The sequence below is a fragment of the Novosphingobium sp. 63-713 genome (assembly GCF_001898925.1).
Classification (GTDB): Bacteria; Pseudomonadota; Alphaproteobacteria; order Sphingomonadales; family Sphingomonadaceae; genus Novosphingobium.
Map to the genome: position 1 here is coordinate 127,434 of NZ_MKVS01000047.1, position 18,599 is coordinate 146,032.

17 protein-coding genes and 1 pseudogene are annotated in these 18,599 nt (G+C 62.4%); 7 read left to right on the forward strand and 11 right to left on the reverse strand.

The window, feature by feature from the left end; genetic code table 11:
- Positions 1-19 precede the first annotated feature (19 nt).
- From BGP00_RS19000 to BGP00_RS19010, 3 genes are read right to left on the reverse strand one after another with little or no spacing between them, the layout of a single operon-like run.
- A complete protein-coding gene (locus tag BGP00_RS19000) occupies positions 20-667 on the reverse strand; it encodes an ABC transporter ATP-binding protein (RefSeq protein WP_292688153.1) in 648 nt (215 codons plus the stop codon).
- A complete protein-coding gene (locus BGP00_RS19005; RefSeq protein WP_292688156.1) occupies positions 664-1,461 on the reverse strand; it encodes an ABC transporter permease in 798 nt (265 codons plus the stop codon). The genes BGP00_RS19000 and BGP00_RS19005 overlap by 4 nt, the downstream gene beginning before the upstream one ends.
- Before the next feature lie 4 nt (positions 1,462-1,465).
- A complete protein-coding gene (locus BGP00_RS19010; protein ID WP_292688158.1) occupies positions 1,466-2,626 on the reverse strand; it encodes a capsule biosynthesis protein in 1,161 nt (386 codons plus the stop codon).
- Positions 2,627-2,937: 311 nt separating this feature from the next.
- Between BGP00_RS19010 and BGP00_RS19015 the strand changes: the two genes are divergently transcribed.
- From BGP00_RS19015 to BGP00_RS19035, 5 genes and pseudogenes are all read left to right on the forward strand, one after another.
- Positions 2,938-4,122, forward strand: coding sequence for a polysaccharide biosynthesis/export family protein (locus tag BGP00_RS19015; protein WP_292688160.1), 1,185 nt, complete (start codon positions 2,938-2,940; stop codon positions 4,120-4,122).
- A gap of 134 nt (positions 4,123-4,256) precedes the next feature.
- Entirely contained in the window at positions 4,257-4,994 is a 738-nt protein-coding gene (locus tag BGP00_RS19020) for a DUF5672 family protein (RefSeq protein WP_292688162.1), read from the forward strand.
- A gap of 25 nt (positions 4,995-5,019) precedes the next feature.
- Positions 5,020-6,630: a glycosyltransferase family 2 protein gene (locus BGP00_RS19025; protein WP_292688164.1), complete on the forward strand. Its 1,611-nt coding sequence runs from the start codon at positions 5,020-5,022 to the stop codon at positions 6,628-6,630.
- A 168-nt stretch (positions 6,631-6,798) separates the two neighbouring features.
- The gene (locus BGP00_RS19030; RefSeq protein ID WP_292925841.1) at positions 6,799-7,671 is read left to right on the forward strand and encodes a phytanoyl-CoA dioxygenase family protein; all 873 of its coding nucleotides are present in this window, start codon (positions 6,799-6,801) and stop codon (positions 7,669-7,671) included.
- 138 nt (positions 7,672-7,809) lie between these two features.
- Positions 7,810-7,998, forward strand: a pseudogene (locus BGP00_RS19035) (transposase); the annotation flags it as partial.
- 329 nt (positions 7,999-8,327) lie between these two features.
- On the opposite strand, the gene BGP00_RS19040 reads toward BGP00_RS19035, so the two are convergent.
- Complete coding sequence (locus BGP00_RS19040) at positions 8,328-9,809, reverse strand: sorbosone dehydrogenase family protein (protein WP_292688168.1); 1,482 nt, start codon at positions 9,807-9,809, stop codon at positions 8,328-8,330.
- Positions 9,810-9,897: 88 nt separating this feature from the next.
- Between BGP00_RS19040 and BGP00_RS19045 the strand changes: the two genes are divergently transcribed.
- Together BGP00_RS19045 and BGP00_RS19050 are read left to right on the forward strand one after the other, a co-directional pair.
- Positions 9,898-10,386 (forward strand): GAF domain-containing protein, encoded by a 489-nt coding sequence (locus BGP00_RS19045; protein WP_292689188.1) that lies wholly within the window; start codon positions 9,898-9,900, stop codon positions 10,384-10,386.
- Between the two features lie 118 nt (positions 10,387-10,504).
- Positions 10,505-10,993 carry a hypothetical protein gene (locus BGP00_RS19050; RefSeq protein ID WP_292688170.1) on the forward strand — a complete coding sequence of 163 codons (489 nt, stop codon included), beginning with the start codon at positions 10,505-10,507 and terminating at the stop codon, positions 10,991-10,993.
- Positions 10,994-11,026: 33 nt separating this feature from the next.
- Here BGP00_RS19050 and BGP00_RS19055 read toward each other — a convergent pair whose 3' ends face one another.
- The 7 genes from BGP00_RS19055 to rho all read right to left on the reverse strand — a co-directional run bounded on the left by BGP00_RS19055 (position 11,027) and on the right by rho (position 18,447).
- On the reverse strand, positions 11,027-11,998 hold the full coding sequence (locus BGP00_RS19055; RefSeq protein WP_292688172.1) for a ParB/RepB/Spo0J family partition protein: 972 nt from the start codon (positions 11,996-11,998) through the stop codon (positions 11,027-11,029).
- A complete protein-coding gene (locus tag BGP00_RS19060; RefSeq protein ID WP_168603233.1) occupies positions 11,995-12,774 on the reverse strand; it encodes a ParA family protein in 780 nt (259 codons plus the stop codon). The genes BGP00_RS19055 and BGP00_RS19060 overlap by 4 nt, the downstream gene beginning before the upstream one ends.
- Positions 12,771-13,424, reverse strand: a complete 654-nt coding sequence (rsmG, locus tag BGP00_RS19065; RefSeq protein ID WP_292925877.1) for a 16S rRNA (guanine(527)-N(7))-methyltransferase RsmG — start codon at positions 13,422-13,424, stop codon at positions 12,771-12,773. Before rsmG ends, BGP00_RS19060 begins: the two co-directional genes overlap by 4 nt.
- A 1-nt stretch (position 13,425) precedes the next feature.
- Positions 13,426-15,270: a tRNA uridine-5-carboxymethylaminomethyl(34) synthesis enzyme MnmG gene (mnmG, locus tag BGP00_RS19070; RefSeq protein WP_292688177.1), complete on the reverse strand. Its 1,845-nt coding sequence runs from the start codon at positions 15,268-15,270 to the stop codon at positions 13,426-13,428.
- Positions 15,271-15,338: 68 nt separating this feature from the next.
- Complete coding sequence (gene mnmE / locus BGP00_RS19075) at positions 15,339-16,616, reverse strand: tRNA uridine-5-carboxymethylaminomethyl(34) synthesis GTPase MnmE (protein WP_292688179.1); 1,278 nt, start codon at positions 16,614-16,616, stop codon at positions 15,339-15,341.
- A 12-nt stretch (positions 16,617-16,628) separates the two neighbouring features.
- On the reverse strand, positions 16,629-16,874 hold the full coding sequence (locus tag BGP00_RS19080; RefSeq protein ID WP_172249178.1) for a DUF6489 family protein: 246 nt from the start codon (positions 16,872-16,874) through the stop codon (positions 16,629-16,631).
- Positions 16,875-17,190: 316 nt separating this feature from the next.
- Positions 17,191-18,447: a transcription termination factor Rho gene (rho, locus tag BGP00_RS19085; protein ID WP_168603237.1), complete on the reverse strand. Its 1,257-nt coding sequence runs from the start codon at positions 18,445-18,447 to the stop codon at positions 17,191-17,193.
- Positions 18,448-18,599: the final 152 nt, after the last annotated feature.

Consider the following 18,599-nt stretch of genomic DNA (forward strand, 5'->3'; position numbering starts at 1 on the left):
ATTAAACGATTACAACGTTTCAGCTTCTCTCGTAATGGGCAACAGCCCCTTCGACGTCGTCGGTGACGATGGCGTTCTGCCCGCCCACGATCACGGCGCGGTTGCAGAATTCGCGAATGATACCCATGTCATGGGATGCCAGCACAAAACCACGATCGCCGCGCTTGTCGAACAGTTCGTACTGGCACTTGGCGCGGAACTGGGCATCGCCAACCAGGATGATCTCGTCGATCAGATAGCAATCAAACTCGATGGCCAGCGAGAGAGCAAACGCCAGCCTCGCCCGCATCCCTGAGGAATAGGTCTTGACCGGCATCGCCAACTGGCGGCCCAATTCAGTGAACTCTTCAACAAACTCGCGCACATACTGGTAGGGCTTGTTGTAAATGCGCGCGATGAAGCGGGCATTGTCATAGCCGGTCAGGCTACCCTGAAAGCCACCGTTGAAGCCCAGCGGCCAGGACACCGACATCGAGCGGCGGATGATGCCCGAAGTGGGCATTTCCACCCCGCCCAAAAGACGGATCAGCGTGGACTTTCCCGCTCCGTTGCGCCCCAAAAACGCAATCTTGTCCGATTTGCTGATTTGCAAATTAACATCGCACAGGACATGCTTGCGCCCGTGGCCAACACGATACGACTTTGAGAGATTTTCGCAGACGATCATTCGACAACCAAACTGCGGCGAACGTAACGGATGAGCGCCAGCCCGATAAACGAAAGCACCATCGACAGGGCGATGGGGTACCAGACCTCATAATATACCGTGACCCGATTGCCCCAGATGCCACCACGCATCATTTCAACCCCGCTCACAAACGGCGACCACAACATGACGTGCCGAAATGCAGGCGTCAGCCAGGACACCATCGAGAAGGTGCCCGAAACCGGGATCATGATATAGGTGGTAACCGGAATGAATTTTTCCAGCACCTCAGACATTTCCGAAAGCGGGGCGATGACCAGGCACAAGGAAAAGCAAAACAGGCAATAGATCAGCCATCCGGCAATCATCATGCCAGGGTCGGCAGGGATCGGAAAGAGATCAAACGCAATGAGCAAGACGGCTACGAGAAGAAAGGCCATCATCGACCCCAGCATCTCGATCACGAAGCGCGCAATCACGAAATCGAGGATCTGGATTTGGCGGTGATACAGCAGGCTGCTGTTTGCCTGGAAAATCGCGACACTTCGGTTAACAACATGGCGAAACAACGTTAGCGGAATATATCCCGTTACCACGAAAGCGGCGATGCTGACCCCGTGTTCTTGCGGACCATGGATGATACGCCACATGATGGAAACGAGGCTGGCAAACAGCAGCGGCTCCACCATCATCCACAAAAAGCCGATGTTTTCGCGGCCAAAGCGGGTGATCAGTTCACGGATAATCAACGCGTGAATAACGCGTCTTTGCGTGTGAAGCCCCTCGCAGAACCGTGAAAACGTGCTGCTCTTCATAGCTTCACTTCTCGGGTGCGTGCTCAAGAATGCCGATCATCAGCATCCATCCAATGAAGTACAGACACAGCGCGCAGGCCGCCACCGTCAGAATGCTGAGCAGGCGATGGGGCAGCAGGGCGGTATCAGGTCGGTTCGGCTCGACCACCCGCTCCAGATAAAACTGCTGTTTTTGCGCTTCGGCGCGGGCCTGGACCAGACCAGCATTGGCAGCGGTCAGGCTCTCGTTGGCAAACTTCTGCTCGACCAGAAGACCCTCGTAATTGCCCAGCTTCGAGGCGATGGTGCTGGAGCCGCCGACAACCTGCCCGTTTTGCTGAGCGATTTGCCCAGAGAGCGCAGCGACACGATTGGCAAGCGCCGGGATCGCGGGGTTGCGCGGTGTCTCGCGCTGCATGGTTTCAAGCTGAGCTTGCAGCGCCGCGCGCTGGGCAACCATTTGGTTGGCGATCTCAATCACCCCTACCGCCTGCTTGCCAGGGTCAATAAGCGCCGACTGGTTGCGGTAGGCGGTAAGCTGCGCGGTAACTTTGCGGGTGCGCTCGGTGGCAATGGCCACCTGGTGCTCGGCCTCGGCAATGCCGCGTTCCTGGGCGCGGGCGTTGAGGCGGTTGACCATATCCTCGCTCATGCCCAGCAATGCCTGATTAATCTGAAAGGCGTCATCAGCGGTAAAGGCCTTGACCTTGACCACCGCCGTTCCCGTCTGGGTGTCAATGTCGGCATCGACCATGTTGGCGTAATATTTGTAAAGATATTCAAAGGAATCGCCGGTGAGCGCCGAAGGAAAGCGCGACAGTACATCACCACCATTGCCATAGCGTCGGCGGATATCCACCTTACGCTCGAGATTGGCGAGAGCATCGCGCGATCGCACGAAATCGAGCACCTCATTGGCCTGTTCCTGACCGCTGGAAAGGCCAGTGGTCTGGATCAGATTGGCAAGCGAAGAGACTTGCGAGTGCTTTTGGTCGGGAGCCTTGATGACAAAGCGGGATTCCGAAACGTAAACATCCGACGCGATCAACCCATAATACAGGCAGGACAGCAAAACCGGCACGATGACAAACAGAAAAAACCAGCGGTTTTTTTGTACCCAAAGAAGCGCTGCCGACCTGCGGGGCGGCGACATGGCATCTTCGGAAAAAGTCGTTTCCAAGTTCATAGTACCCGTGTCAGACGAAAAGCCAGACGGTCGAGTTCCGCCTAGCGCAAAGATGGCTCTCCGCTAAAGCAGGATCATAGGCAGCGCAAGCGCCGATCACACGCAGTTGGCTGCGTTTGCGCTGCCTATGAGATGGACCGTATTTGAAAAAGGACCAAAAATCGGGCAGATGATAAGGTCACCCTAGGCAAATGGCGCGAACGGCGCTACCTGAGCCCAAGCATCGCCCGCCCGCCGCCGTGCGCGGTAAGTGGGTGGCATAATGGTTCGTTCACGCAGACCCTTGCGATACATATTCCCGGAAGTCTTTCATGAAGCTCCATAATTCGTTTTTGCGTGATACCACTCTGGCACTGAGTGGCCGCACGACCTTGCTGCTGGGTGGCTGCGCTACCTTGTTTCTCGGTGGCTGCGCCACCTTGCCCTCAAGCGGCCCGACTGGTGCCGAAGTGAAAAAAAGCGTGATCAAAGAGGCGCCGCTGGGCCTCTCGCTGGTCGAAGTGTATGACCAAGCCTCTGTGCCGGCACCGCAGGCCGCAACCGGGCCACACCTCACCGTTCTGCCCGCACCTCCTACCGACATGGTCGGGCCAGGCGACGTGCTGGGCGTGGCGATCTATGAAGCGGGCGTGACACTGTTCTCGGGCCCACAGGCTAGTGTGGGCGGCATGGCAGCAACCATGGCCGACGCTGGCGCGCGCGCGCAGACACTGCCCGAATTACGCATCAATGATGATGGCGACATCACCATCCCCTATGCTGGCAAGCTCCACGTTGCGGGCAAAACACCCGCCGAGATCCAGACCCAGATCAGGCAGGCGCTTCGCGGTTTCTCGCAAAACCCCCAGGTTCTGGTGACCCGCCGCGAGGTGATTAGTAATTCGGTGATCGTGGGCGGCGAAGTGGCGCGCCCGGGCAGGTTGGTGCTCAACACCAATCAGGAGACCCTCTCAGACGTTGTGGCGCTGGCCGGTGGCTATCGCGGGCGAGCGAGCGACATCATCCTGCGCATCAAGCGCCGCGATCAAAGCGCGAATGTACGGCTGAGCACCCTCCTAGACAATCCTGACCTTGATGTCCGAGTCTATCCGGGTGACCGCTACACGCTCATTGCCGCGCCGCTGACCTTCTCGGTGTTGGGCGCGGCCGGGCGGATGGAACAGCTCCCCATTGCCAGCGGCAGGATGACACTTGCCGAGGCCGTCTCGGCGGCCGGCGGCCCCAACCCCTATTCTGGGGACCCCGCGGCGATTTTCGTGTTCCGCTATGTGGTTGATCCCGACCATCCGAGTGCCCGCCGACCAGTGGTCTATCACATCAACATGAAGCACGCTGGCAGCTATTTCCTGGCGCAGAACTTTACTATGCAGGACAAGGATGTGTTGTATGTCGGCAATGCCCGCGCCAACCAGCCTTCCAAGCTCGTTCAGCTGATCAGCCAGCTCTTCTCACCGGTCATCGCGGTAACGAGCGGAATGCAGGCGCTCAAGAATTGAGCCTGACTGCAGGATGAGGCCTATCGTCATGCGCCGCAATGGGCCTCATTTTACCCCGCCACGGGGCTTGCAGGGCGCGCCGAGACGCGTAAGCGGCCAGCGTGCTTCCTAGGCTTTCTCTTCCCGATGTCACCTTGTGCGCGGTTAGCTCGGTCAATCTGGCGGCCACTTTGCGCGCCCTGCATGTGTGCCTTGAGAACATCAGCTTTGGGGCTTGCGTGTTGCTGACCGACCGCGACGTGGCCCCTGGCGACGCGCGCATAAGGGTGGAGCGCGTGGCACCACTCACCTCGACTGCGGCCTATTCGCAGGTCGTGCTGAAGGATCTCGCTGATCATGTGCCCACCAGCCATTGCCTGGTGGTCCAATGGGATGGGCATGTGCTCAACGCCGACCGCTGGCAGCCCGAGTTCCTCGACTACGACTATATCGGCGCCAGTTGGCCGCAGTTTGACGATGGCCATGACGTGGGCAATGGCGGGTTCTCGCTGCGCAGTCGGCGGCTGATGCTGGCCTGCCGCGATCCGCGCTTTGACGGGAGGCACGCCGAAGACGTGGCGATTGGCCGGGTGAACCGGCCCTTGCTGGAAAGCCTGGGGCTGCGTTTTGCGCCAAGGGCGCTGGCCGACCGTTTCTCGGCCGAGCGACGCGGCGATCCTTTGACTACTTTCGGCTACCATGGTGTGTTCAACATGCCCCGTGCGCTGGGAATTGCCGAGTTCTGGGAGGTTTACCGCGCTCTCGAAGAATTTGGCACGGTGCGCCACGATTTCTGGCCGCTGCTGCGCGAGATGGGGCGCGGACCGGGCGGGACGAGGCGGATGGCGCGGATGCTCTTTGACCGGCTTGGCGGGGCCGCCCATGGGAGATAGAGTTTTGCGCCGGTTATGGCTGGGTTTGAGAGACCGTCTTTGGGGCGCTGGGCTACGCTGTGCACTCTATTGCCATGGTTTTTACCTAGCGCCGGGCAGTTTTCTCACCGCGACCAAGTGGCGGCTGCTGGGCAAGAAGGTGCGCGCGCGACGGCAGATGACGGCACTACTCGGCCTTTCACCATTGGCCTATCCGCTATGGTTTCGCCAGCAGGCAAAGCTGGCATCGGCTGTGGGCTTTGAACGGGTAGAACCACCAATCATCGCGCTGATCGATGACGCAGCCAATCTCCCGGAGCAGACCCTGCGCCAAACGCTAAGCAGCCTGACCGCACAGGGCATTACCGCCCATATCATCCCCGCGCAGGCCGGCCCGGCCTTGGCAGCGCTGGCTGAAGCGGTAGATTGGGCGGCGCAACCTTGGGTAATGCCTATCCAGGCGGGTGACCAGATCGCGCCGGGCACCGTAGAGGCATACCGGGCGACGATAGCAGCAGGGCCTGGGCGGGTTGTCTTTGCCGATGATGATCTGATCACCGCATCAGGGCGCCACCAAGCCCCCCATTTCAAGCCCGACTGGAACGCGCCACTTTTCGAGCATTTCGATTACCTTACAGGGGCCTGCGCCATAAAGGTGGGCCCGCATGACCTGGCAGCGGTCAGCGGCGAGGCCGATTGGGCCGGAGCTTTGCTGCGCCGAGTTCTTGCCGTGGATCCCCACCCGCCGCGCCATATCCATCGCCCTCTTCATCACCGGCGCACGCGGCGCGCGGCACAGGTGCCGGTTGCAGCCCCGCTGGAGGCGGTGAACGCTCTGCCGATGGTCAGCGTCATTGTCCCCACCCGCAACCGGCTGGACCTGCTACGCACCTGCCTGGCGGGTCTGGCTGCCACACGATATCCAGAGATGGAAGTGCTGGTGGTTGACAATGACAGTGATGATCCGGCGACCCTTGCCTATCTGGCCGAGCTGGCTGGAGAGCGTATACGGGTGCTGCGCCACCATGGCCCGTTTAACTATTCCGCGATCAATAACCGCGCCGTCGAGCAAGCACGCGGCGACCTGATCTGCCTCCTCAACAACGACATCGAGATCCTTGAGCCTGACTGGTTGGCCCGCATGGCCTGCATCGCGATGAGGCCCGACGTAGGCGCGGTGGGCGCAAGGCTGCTCTATCCCGACGGACGCATACAGCATGCAGGCGTGGTGATCGGGATGGGCAATGCCGCCGGTCATGCGCACCGTTTTGTCTTGCCCGAAGAGACCGGCTATTTCCATCGCCACAACCTGCCCCAGTTCGCCTCGGCGGTCACCGCGGCCTGCCTGGTGGTGCGTCGCGATCGGTTCATGGCAGCGGGGATGCTGGACGAGATCCATTTCCCGGTGGCGTTCAATGATGTCGACCTTTGCCTGCGGCTCAATGAGCGGGGCTGGCAATCGTTTTACGAACCACGCGCAACACTGATCCATCATGAATCGGTTTCGCGCGGAGATGATAGCGACCCGGTGAGCGCAGCGCGTTTCGCTGGCGAGCTGGCCGCGCTCAAGCGCCTGTGGGGAACCGAAACCTGCGTTGATCCCTTCCATCACCCGCAACTCAGCCGGGTCAGTGAGGGCTTCACCATCGCGCTGTAAAATTTATCCTATCCAAGGCATCCCGGGCTTGCCAAGCGCCATGATGCTGGCTCACACCGGGGCGAACTACGGGCGGGTTTGATCCCGACCTGGCGCGTTGAAGAGGGAAGAGACCTTTTGCAAAACCCCTTGCCCGGCATCCCCTTGGTGGAATCGCCCTTGTTTCCCATGCTGCGCCATACACTGGGCCTGAGTGAGGAAGAGCAGCGCCTCGCCGACAGTCTGGTGACCCATGGTTACGCGGTGATGGATTTTCCCGATGTGACGCTCGATGAGCGGATTGAGCGGATCAGAGCCAACCTTGGCCCGCGCTATGGCCTGGCGCTTGATGACCCGGCCAGCGACAAGACTTGCGGTGAGCGCCGCATTCAGGACGCCTGGAAGTTTGACGAGGACGTGCGCGCGATTGCCGCCAACGAGGCGGTTCTGGGCCTTCTGGGCAAGCTCTACGGCCGCCCCGCCTTCCCGTTCCAGACGCTCAATTTCGTGGTCGGCACCGAGCAGGCCGCCCACACCGACCTCGTTCACTTCTCCAGCCTGCCCGAACGCTTCATGTGCGGGGTGTGGCTGGCGATGGAAGATATTGGCCCGGATGCCGGCCCGTTGTTCTATCTGCCCGGCTCGCATCGCTGGCCATCGCTGACCAATGGTCTTATCGGCCGACGCGGCTTTGGCAGCGCGCTTGGCTCTGCTCAGGACCCCTTCGCCGAGGCTTGGCGGGCGCTGGCCGAGGCCAATCAGGCGCGCGAAGAGCCCTTTCTAGCACGCAAAGGTCAGGCGCTGATCTGGATGGCCAACCTGCTCCACGGCGGCAGCCATCAAAACAACCGCAGCCTGACGCGCTGGTCGCAGGTAACCCACTATTATTTCGAAGACTGCATCTACTACACCCCGGCTTTCTCCGACGAGTTCACCGGACAATTGCAGCGCCGTCAGCCCATCTCAGTCATCGATGGCGCGGTGCATCGGTGCCGCTATATGGGCGAGCCTTTGCCCACGAAAGGCTCTGGCCGATGGGCCCGCCTGTGGCGGAGGCGCTGATCAACGACCGCTCGCTCTTCACCCCGGACTACGTCCCCATTGATGGGCATTGATGCCCGCCCGTGGTCTTCCGATTAGGATCCGGCCAGATGGAAGGACGGACGAACAAAGCGGGCAAGCTTTACAGAAAAGCAGGTCATCGGCGTGTTGAAAGAGCAGGAGGCAGGTACGAAGACCACCGACCCGGCTCGACGCCTTGGCGTGTAAGAAGCGACCATCTGCAACTGGAAGGCCAAGTATGGCGGTCTTGAGGTGTCCGAGGCAAAGCGGCTGCGGAGACTTGAGGATGAGAACGCCGAGGTGAAGCGGCTGCTGGCCGAGACTATGCCGAGAGCTTCAACAGCCGGATGCGTGACGAATGCTGGACTTCCTGTTGCCCGATTTCTCCGGGCTTCACGCGCCGATCTGGGCCAAGGCCTGCGGCCATCTGCGCAAGAACCGCCACCGCGGACTGCCGCGCGTAGCCTTCCGGCTACAACCTGGTGCACCTGCCAAAACTGCTGGCGACATGATAAGTGCGCTTGATGTGCGCCAAACAGGCGGTGAAAGTCCCGGATGGACGCACCGCCGATGCCAAAAACCGGTTCCCACTTTTTGCGCGATGCTCCGGCGCGCTTTGCCCGCCGGAGGCATAAAACCCCCAAAAACCTAAACGATCAATTCTCCTGCACCTTCTGATCGTCCTTGAACTTCAAGCGATACTGGATTTCCGGATCGCCATTGAGGTCCTTCTGCGGCGGCAGATGCTTGACCACGACCGGCTTGATCTCGGCAGCGGGCGCGGCGCCCGGCGCCACCACGCGCCAGATGATCCCGGCGGTGTCGTCCGAGACCAGCAGCGCGCCGTCCTGGGCAAAGTTCAGCCAGGTGGGCCGCCCATGGGTTTCGCCATCCGGCTTGAGGAATCCGGTCAGCACCTTTTCGGGCAGGCCCTGAGGATTGCCATTGGCATCAAAGCGCACAAAAACAACGTCATAGCCAGCGGCAGGCTTGCGGTTCCACGAGCCATGGCGCGCGATGAAGGCGCCATTGGCATAATGCGCGCCCATTTTCTCGCCGCCCTTCACAAAGGCCAGCCCCAGCGCGGCCACATGCGGCCCCAGCGCATATTCGGGCTTGCGGACATAATCGATCAGGAATTCGGGCATCTGGAATTCGGGCGTGTTCTGATAGACGCGATTGTCCTCATTCTTGCCCCAATAGAACCAAGGCCAGCCATAATGCGAGCCCACCGGCACATTGGTCAGATAGTCGGGCACCAGATCGGGGCCGAGCTGATCGCGCTCGTTCACCACCGTCCAGAGTTCCTGCGTCGAGGGGTTCCACGCCATGCCGTTGGCATTGCGCAGACCCATCGCATAGCGGCGGGCATGGCCGCTGGCGGTGTCGATTTCATAGATCGCGGCGCGGCCTTCCTCGGCCTTGGGGCCGCGTTCGCCGATGTTCGAGGCCGAACCGATGGCGACATAGAGATGCTTGCCGTCGGGGCTGAGCACCAGATTGCGCATCCAGTGATTGCCCGCAGGCGGCAGATCCATCAGCTTTTTGGGCGCCCCGGTCAGGCTGGTCGCGCCGGGCTGATAGTCAAAGGCCAGCACCGCGTCATGATTGGCAATGTAGAGCTTGCCGTCGCCATAGGCCATGCCCGAGGGCGAGGAGAGCCCCTCGCGCAGCACAAAGCGCTGATCGGCAACCCCGGTGCCCTTGCTGTCGCGCAGCAGGACGATACGGTTCGGGCTGGGATCGCCCGCGCCGACAAAGCCCATGAAGATGTTCTGCAAAAATCCGGTGATTCCGCCCGGCCCATTGTCCTTGGGCGCGCCGGTCTCGGCCACCAGCACATCACCATTGGGCAGCGTGATGATCGTGCGCGGATGCTGCAAGCCGGTGGCGAAGCGGGTGACACTCAGCCCCTGCGCGGCGGTGGGCGCCTCATTGGCGGCCCAGCCCACCGATTTGACCAGCCCCACCGTGGGGAAGGTCTCCGGCTCGGGATCGACCAGCTTGGGCTTGCGGCCTTCCATCTGCTCGATCGGCAAATGCGAGACATTGCCGCGCGACAGATAGGCAAAGCCTCCCCCGCCAACCAGAATGACGGCACCAAGGGCGATAAGCGATTTGCGCAAAGTAGGGCTCATGCGCGATGAGATAGGGATTTGCCGCGTGGCCGACAAGCCCGGAATGGTAGCCCTTGGCGGGGGCGATTGGGCGTATTACATCGGCGCCATGTTCGACTTTTCCCCCCAGGCCGACGCGCCCAAATCCGAAATCTACCGCGACCTGCGCGAAGCCGCGCTGGCGATCACCAGCGGCGAGAGCGATAGTGTGGCCAATATGGCCAATGTGGCGGCGCTGATCTGGCAGTTCCTGCCCGATCTCAACTGGGCCGGGTTCTATCGCGCCATCGGCGACGAATTGGTGCTGGGGCCTTTCGTGGGCAAACCGGCCTGTATCCGCATCCCCTTTGGCCGGGGCGTGTGCGGCACGGCCGCAGCCGGCGGCACGACGCAACTGGTGCCCGATGTCCATGCCTTTCCCGGCCATATCGCCTGCGACGGGGCCAGCGCCTCGGAACTGGTGGTGCCGGTGGTGGTCGATGGGCGTTTGGTGGCGGTGATCGACCTCGACAGCCCGACTCCTGCGCGCTTCGATGATGAGGATGCGGCGGGGATTGAAGCTCTGGCGGGGGCCATGGCCGGGGCCATCTCCGGTTAACCTCGTAAATTACCGGATATAGGCGTTTAAGCTTTCACTTGGGCGCAGGGATTGTTTCTGATATTAACCTTTATGAACGAGGCGCGCGCCGCGTTCCCGTCATGAAGGTGCCAAGCCCATGTCCATCCGCGCCCTGCTGATTGCCGCCGGTTTCGTTTCGGCCGGTTTCACCGCCTCCCCCGCCATGGCCCAGACTTCATCGGGCCAGGTTTCGGCCATGCCCCTGCCCGCGCCCTCGCTGGCCGGGGCCAGTTACAGCCAGACCGCGCCCGCTGTCGGCGGGCCGGTTTCCACCACCTATGCGCCCCCGCCCGCCGCCGGTCTGCAGCCGGGCGGGATGCAGCGCGGCCCCTGGCTGGCCGAGTGCGAGCGGCGATTGAACGCCGTGCCTGGCGCCGATGTCTCGCAATCTTCGGGCGCGTGTCAGGACTGGTGGGCCTATTATCAGGGCGGCGGCGTACCTCACCCCACCTACGGCTATTCGATCCCCATCAGCGTGATGGAAAACGTAAAAGCCGATTGCCCGCCGCAGGTGATCGAAAAGCGGGTGATCCAACGCCGGGTGATCCGGCACAAGGTCGTTCGCGACAAGCGCATCCCGATCTGACATTAAAAAAGGGGGCTTTGCGGCCCCCTCTTTTTAGATCCCCTCGCCCGTCAGACGCTGACAGATCAGATCGAGCTGATCGAGCGTGCGATAGCGGATCGTCACCGCGCCCGAGCGCGGATCGGCATCCACGCTGATCTTGACCGACAGGCCGAGAAATTCCTCCAGATGCGCCTGCATCGCCTGAATGTCAGCGGACTCGGCGGATTTGAATTCATTGCGGGCGCGGCGCTGGGTCGGCGCCTCGCGGCCCGACCGGCGGCGCACCATCTGCTCCACCTCGCGCACCGACAGGCCCTTGGCCGCCGCCTGCTGCGCCAAGCCTTCCGCATCTTCAACACCGATCAGCGCGCGGGCATGGCCCATCGACAATTCGCCCGCCTCGACCATCTTGGTCACCGGATCGGGCAAGGCCAGCAAGCGCTGGATATTGGCGACATGGCTGCGGCTCTTGTCGACCATCTTGGCGATCTCGGCCTGCGTCATGCTCTCGCTCTCGGCCAGACGCTGATAGGCGCGCGCTTCTTCGATCGGGTTCAGGTCTTCGCGCTGAAGGTTTTCAATGAGCGCAATCGCCATCACCTCGCGCTGAGTCAGCTTGCGCACCAATGCGGGGATTTCATGCACCTTCGCCCGCTGCGCCGCGCGCCAGCGGCGTTCGCCCGCCACCAGCCGATAATGACCATCGCCCAGCGGCACAACGATCACCGGCTGCAGCACGCCACGTGCAGCAATCGAAGCGGCCAGTTCGTCCAGCGCCGCATCATCGAACTGACGGCGCGGCTGATCCGGGTCGGGCTCGATGCTGGACACCAGCAAGGAGGCCAGACCGCTCTCCACCATCACCGGGCCGTTTCCGCCGCCGCTCGAAGCCACCGGCTCCTCGCGCCGCGTCTCGCCCAGCAAGGCCTGAAGCCCCCGCCCCAGCGCAGCCTTGCGGCGCGGCGCGGCGGGCCCGGCCAGCGCGGCGGAAAGCGGGTTCTGGGTCGAGGTTTCGTCGTTCATGCGGCTTTCCTGTTTTCAGGCAAACGTGAAATCAATTCGCGGGCCAGCGCCAGATAGGCGCGGCTGCCGCTGCAATGCTGGTCATAGATCAGCGCGGGCAGACCGTGGCTGGGCGCCTCGGACAGGCGGACGTTGCGAGGGATCTCGGTGTCGAACACCAGCTTGCCCAGGCACGAGCGCACATCATCCGAGACCTGATCGGTCAGGCGGTTGCGGCGGTCGAACATGGTCAGCGCGATGCCAATGATGCCAAGGTCAGCGTTGAAACGCTGCTGCACCCGCTCGACCGTCTGCAGCAACTGGCTCAAGCCTTCGAGTGCAAAGAATTCGCACTGCAGCGGCACCAGCACCGTATCGGCCGCGCTCAGCGCATTGAGCGTGAGCAGGCCCAGCGAGGGCGGGCAGTCGATGAAGCAGATGTCATAGCGCTCCGATCCACGTGCCAGCCCCTTGCGCAGCTTGTCGGTACGCCCATCGACCGAGACCAGCTCGACCTCAGCCCCCGACAGATCAACCGTCGCGGCCAACAAATGCAGGCCCGGAATGCTGGTTTCCATCGCGCATTCGGCCAGCGTCGCCTCGCCCAACAGCAGATCATAGGTCGAATATTCGCGCGCCGATGCCGGCACGCCAACCCCGGTCGAAGCATTCCCCTGCGGATCAAGATCAATCAGCAGCGTGCGCCAACCGGCCGCGGCAAAGGCTGTGGCCAGATTGATCGCGGATGTGGTCTTGCCCACGCCGCCTTTCTGATTGGCAATGGCAATGCGGATCACAGCTTCACTCCCTTGGGATTGAGATGGCCGACAATCAGCCCGGCGTCCTCATCGGTCAGCGATTGTTCCACGTGGAACCCTTCGCGCACCGATGCTTTGAGTGCCTCTAACTCTTGCCCTGCCGACCGCCCCTTCGGCAACAGCCAGAGCGTGTCCCTTGTGGAAAAGCGTGCGGAGATTTTCAGAAGCTTGTCGAGCGGTGCAAAGGCGCGGGCAGAAATCACCGCAACGGTGCGCGTCTCCACCATCTCCAGTCTCTGGCCCAAGACCTTCGCCTTGGGCAGTGCCAGTTCCTCAATCACGCGATTGAGCCATTCGACTCGGCGCGCGCGTGATTCCACCATCAGCACTTCATGCCCCGGCCGCATCGCCGCAATCACCAGCCCCGGAAAGCCTGCGCCGGTGCCAAGATCAAGCCATGGCCCCTTGGTCCCATTCCATGTTTCACGTGGAACATGCGCAAGCAATTGCGCGGAATCGACGATATGCCGCTGCCACACCATCGGGATCGTCGCGGCGGCCACAAGGTTCTGACGCTCGTTTTCCTCGGCCAACATCGCGAGCAACTTCTCCAGCCGCTCCATCGCCTCGGGCGTCATTTCCCAGCGCGCAGCCAACCAGTCACGGGCCTGTTCCTCATTAGCAATCATATCAGGCCAGCTTCCTTGCATGCACCAACAGCGCCGCCAGAGCCGCCGGAGTCACCCCCGCCACGCGCCCCGCCGCCGCCAGATTTTCCGGACGCGCCCGCGTCAGGCGTTCCACCATCTCGCTCGAAAGACCGGCGATCTGGCCATAGGGAAAGTCCTCAGCCAAAAGCAGATGCTCGTTCGAGCGCAGGTCGGACAGCTCCCTCTCCTGCCGCGCCAGATAGGGGGCATAGAAAGCGTCCTCGGCCACTTCCTCGATCAGCGTCGCGTCCACGTCCAACGCTTCGCCCAGCCATGGGGCCAGACGGTCGATGGAGATGCCATCAAAGCGCAACCATTCGCGCAGGGGCAAGCGCCCCGCATCGGCCTTGGCAGTGATACCCACCGTGGCCAGATCCTGCGCCGTCACGCCCTGCTCCAGCGCGCCTTCCAGCGCCGCCTTGTCCTCCTGCCGCCGGGCAAACCACGCGGAACGTTCGGCGCCAAGGCACCCCACCGCCGCCGCCAGAGGAGTCAGGCGCGAGGTGGCATTGTTGGCCCGCAAGCGCAGGCGGTATTCCGCCCGCGCTGTCAACATCCGATAAGGCTCGGTCACGCCGTGGAGCGTCAGGTCATCAACCATCACCGCCAGATAGGAATTGGACCGGTCGATCGGCGGAGCCTCTCGCCCCAACACCTTGGCCGCCGCATTCATCCCGGCGATCAAGCCTTGCGCCGCCGCCTCTTCATAGCCGGTCGTGCCATTGATCTGGCCCGCGCAATAGAGGCCCGGGATCGCCCGCAGCTCCAGCGAGCTGCGCAGGGCGCGCGGGTCGATATGGTCATACTCGACCGCATAACCCGGCACCACCATCTCGACCTGCTCCAGCCCTTCCATGTGGCGCAGCATGGTCAATTGCACATCGGCGGGCAGGCTGGTCGAGATGCCGTTGGGATAGACCAGATGGGTCGACAGCCCCTCCGGTTCGAGAAAAATCTGATGGCCATCGCGGTCGGCAAAGCGGTGGATCTTGTCCTCGATGCTGGGGCAATAGCGCGGCCCCCTCGCCCCGATAGCCCCGCTGAACAGCGGCGAGCGATGGAGGTTCGCCTGGATCGTTTCATGGACGGCGGCGTTGGTCCGCGTGATCGCGCAGGCCAGTTGCGGGTTCACGCGCCGCGTTTCCAGCGCCGACATGCACCAATGCTCGGCATCGCTCGGCTGTTCTTCCAGCCGCACCCAATCGATGGTCCGCCCATCGAGACGCGGCGGTGTGCCGGTCTTGAGCCGCGCCATCGGCAGCTCCGCCTCGCGCATCTGGACGGCCAGACGATGCGCGGCAGCCTCGCCAATGCGTCCGCCGGTTATCCGCTCTTCCCCGCGAAACAGCGTGGCGCCAAGGAAGGTGCCGGTGCAAAGGATCACGGCCGAGGCCGTCAGCCGAAGCCCATCGGCCAGATCCACGCCCACCACTCGGCCACCTTTCAGCACCAGTGCGGCGACCTCTCCGGCCACCTGAGTCAGGTCCCCCTGCTGGGGCAACATCCGCTGGATCGCGGCCTTGAACAGCTTGCGGTCGGCCTGAATGCGGGGCCCCTGCACCGCGCTTCCCTTGCTGCGGTTAAGCATGCGATAGTGGATCGAGGCGGCATCCGCGGCGCGCCCCATCAACCCGTCGAACGCATCGACCTCGCGCACCAGATGGCCCTTGCCCAGACCGCCGATGGCCGGGTTGCAACTCATGGCGCCGATGGCCGAAAGGTCGAACGAGACCAGCGCCACACGTGCGCCCATACGGGCGGCGACGGCGGCGGCCTCTACGCCGGCATGGCCGCCGCCGACCACGATGATGTCGAAATTCTGCATGGGTCTGCCCCTACCCTATGCGGGCGGGCGGGTCAAAAGGGTCCAGCGTGTTTCACGTGAAACACGCCTTATTTTCCGATGCAGAAGCGTCCAAACAAAGCGTCGAGCATATCCTCCGTCCCCGCCCCGCCCAGCAAACGGTCGAAGGCGGAACGCGCGGCGCGCAGATCTTCGGCGGTCAGCAGCAGGTCGCCATCGGGGCGAATGGTCGCCAAAGCGGAGGCGGCTTCGGAAAGCAAACCATACTGGCGGGCATTCAGGGCCACCTGTCCGGGCTTGGGCATGGCCATCCGGGCGGTGGCGATCAGGTCCTGCCGCAGGGCATTCACCCCTTGCCCGGTCTTGCCCGAGAGGCGATGGCGGGGGGCGGATTTGGCCATGCGCACGGCGGCGTCGATCCGGGATTCGATCTCCCACGCGCCCTCCGGCCCCTCGCCCTCCGGCCCCAGCCAGAGGACCAGATCGGCCCGCGCCATGACTTCGCGGGCGCGTTCGATGCCGATGCTTTCCACCACATCCGCGCCGTCGTCACGCAGGCCTGCCGTATCGAGAAACTGAAACGGCACCCCGCCCAGCGCCACCGGGCGCATCAAAATGTCGCGTGTGGTTCCGGCCAGCGGCGTGATGATCGCGGCATCATCCTCGACCAGCGCGTTAAATAAGGTGCTCTTGCCCGCATTGGGCGGCCCGGCGATCACAACGCGAAACCCTTCGCGCAGAGCCTCGGCGCGCGGGCGGGACAGCCATTCGCAAAGTTCCACGTGAAACATCGCCAGCGTCGAAGCGAAGGAAGCGGGCAGCGCGCCAACGTCATCCTCATCGCCAAAATCGAGCACAGCCTCAACCTGAGCCGAGAGCATCAGCACACGCTCGCGCCAGCCCTTGACCACAACCGACAAAGCACCGCCCGCCATCGCCACCGCCGCCTGTCGCTGCATCTCCGTCTCGGCGGAGAGCAAATCGCCCAGCCCTTCGGCCTCGGCCAGATCCATACGCCCGTTCAAGAATGCGCGCCGTGTGAATTCGCCGGCCTCGGCGCGGCGCAGGCCCGGCAGAGCCGCCAGCGCCTGTTCCAAGGCCGCGATCACCGCGCGTCCGCCGTGACAATGGATCTCGGCCAAATCCTCGCCCGTCGCCGTCCGCGCGCCGGGAAACCACAGGACCAGCGCCCGGTCCAGTTCCGCCCCTGCCCCATCGCGCAGCACCATCAGGCTTGCACGCCGCTCCACGGGCAAGCGTCCGCCCAGCGCGATCAACGCCGCGCCCGCCTGCGGCCCGCTGATCCGGATCACCGCAATCGCAGCCGGAGGCATCCCGCTGGAGCAGGCAAAAATCGTGTCCGTCATGAAAGGCTGATCTTACTTCTTGCCGCCGGTCGCCATGCTCGCGCCGGCCTCAAGAATATTCTGGAACATCTTCATGCCCAGTTGCCCCATCGGCGCGAACTGCTTGGTGAATTCCTGGATCTGCTCGAGCGAACCGGCGCCCTGCATCGCCTTCATCACCGCATCGACATAGGCCTCATTGGCCCGCGTCACATCGGGCAGGCCCAGAAAGCGACGCGCTTCCTCCGGTGTGCAATCCACCTCGAAATTCATCTTCATCGCCGGGGTCTCCTTATGGCGCAAACCGGAATGGATAAAGACACAGTGGGGTGGGGAAGTCTAGATTTTAGAAAGGAGGAAAGGAGGTTATGCGAGGGTCTAGACCCTCGCGCTCCCGTTACTGTCTGCGTGGCGCATCGGGTTCAACCACGGCGCACAATACGCAGCATCAGAAATGATAAAGCCTGCGGCGCCTATTGATAGCGCCGCAGGCTTTCAATCATCGCCCAATCCACATCCCTGCGAACCGAGACACCACCCCATTAACGGGATTGCAAAGGGACCAGTCCCTTTGCCCGCCGGAGGCAAACCATTCTTACTGGTTCATCGTCGCGAAGAAGTCCTCGTTGGTCTTGGAATCCTTCATCTTGTCGAGCAGGAATTCCATCGCGTCGACGGTGCCCATCTGCATGAGGATGCGGCGCAGGACCCACATCTTCGAGAGGTTGCCCTTTTCGACCAGCAGTTCTTCCTTGCGGGTGCCGCTCTTGCCCACGTCGAGCGCGGGGAAGATACGCTTGTCGGCAACCTTGCGGTCGAGGACGATTTCGCTGTTACCCGTGCCCTTGAATTCTTCAAAGATCACTTCGTCCATGCGGCTACCGGTGTCGATCAGCGCGGTGGCGATGATGGAGAGCGAGCCACCTTCTTCGATGTTACGCGCGGCGCCGAAGAAGCGCTTGGGGCGCTGCAGGGCGTTGGCGTCAACGCCGCCGGTCAGCACCTTGCCGCTCGAAGGAACGACAGTGTTGTAGGCGCGGCCAAGACGGGTGATCGAGTCGAGCAGGATGACGACATCGCGCTTGTGTTCAACCAGGCGCTTGGCCTTTTCGATGACCATTTCGGCCACCTGCACGTGGCGCTGCGCCGGTTCGTCAAAGGTCGAGGAAATGACCTCGCCCTTCACGCTGCGCTGCATGTCGGTCACTTCTTCGGGGCGTTCGTCGACCAGCAGCACCAGCAGGAACACTTCGGGGTGGTTGTCGGTGATCGCCTTGGCGATGTTCTGCAGCAGCACGGTCTTACCCGTGCGCGGCGGGGCGACGATCAGCGCGCGCTGGCCCTTGCCCTGAGGCGAGATCAGGTCGATCACGCGGGCCGACTTGTCCTTGACCGTGGGGTCGAGCGTGTCGAGCTTGAGGCGCTCGTTCGGATAGAGCGGGGTCAGGTTGTCGAAGTTGACGCGATGGCGCACCGCTTCGGGATTGTCGAAATTGACGCTGACCAGCTTGGTGATCGCGAAATAGCGCTCGCCATCCTTGGGGGCGCGGATTTCACCTTCCACCGTGTCGCCCGTGCGCAGGCCCCACTTGCGGACCTGATTGGGCGAGACATAAATGTCGTCCGGCCCGGCCAGATAGTTGGCCTCCGGGTTGCGCAAAAAGCCAAAGCCGTCGGGCAGCACTTCGATCGTGCCCTGACCGATGATCTCTTCGCCATCCTCGGCCACTTCCTTCAGGATCGCATACATCAGATCCTGGCGGCGCAAGGTGCTGGCGCTTTCCACGCCATATTCCTCGGCCATCTCGACCAGCTCGGCCGAAGTCTTTTTCTTCAATTCTTTCAAATGCATATCAAGGTATTCCTATGAGGTTCGGCCGGCGGGTCTATCGGGCATGGAGAATGCAAGACCATGATGGTGCCGCGTCTTTATGTCGCGCGGCGGTGCCGGTTGCGGATGGAGATAGGGGATTGGAGGGGGGAAATCAAGGAAAGAAGGGGTTG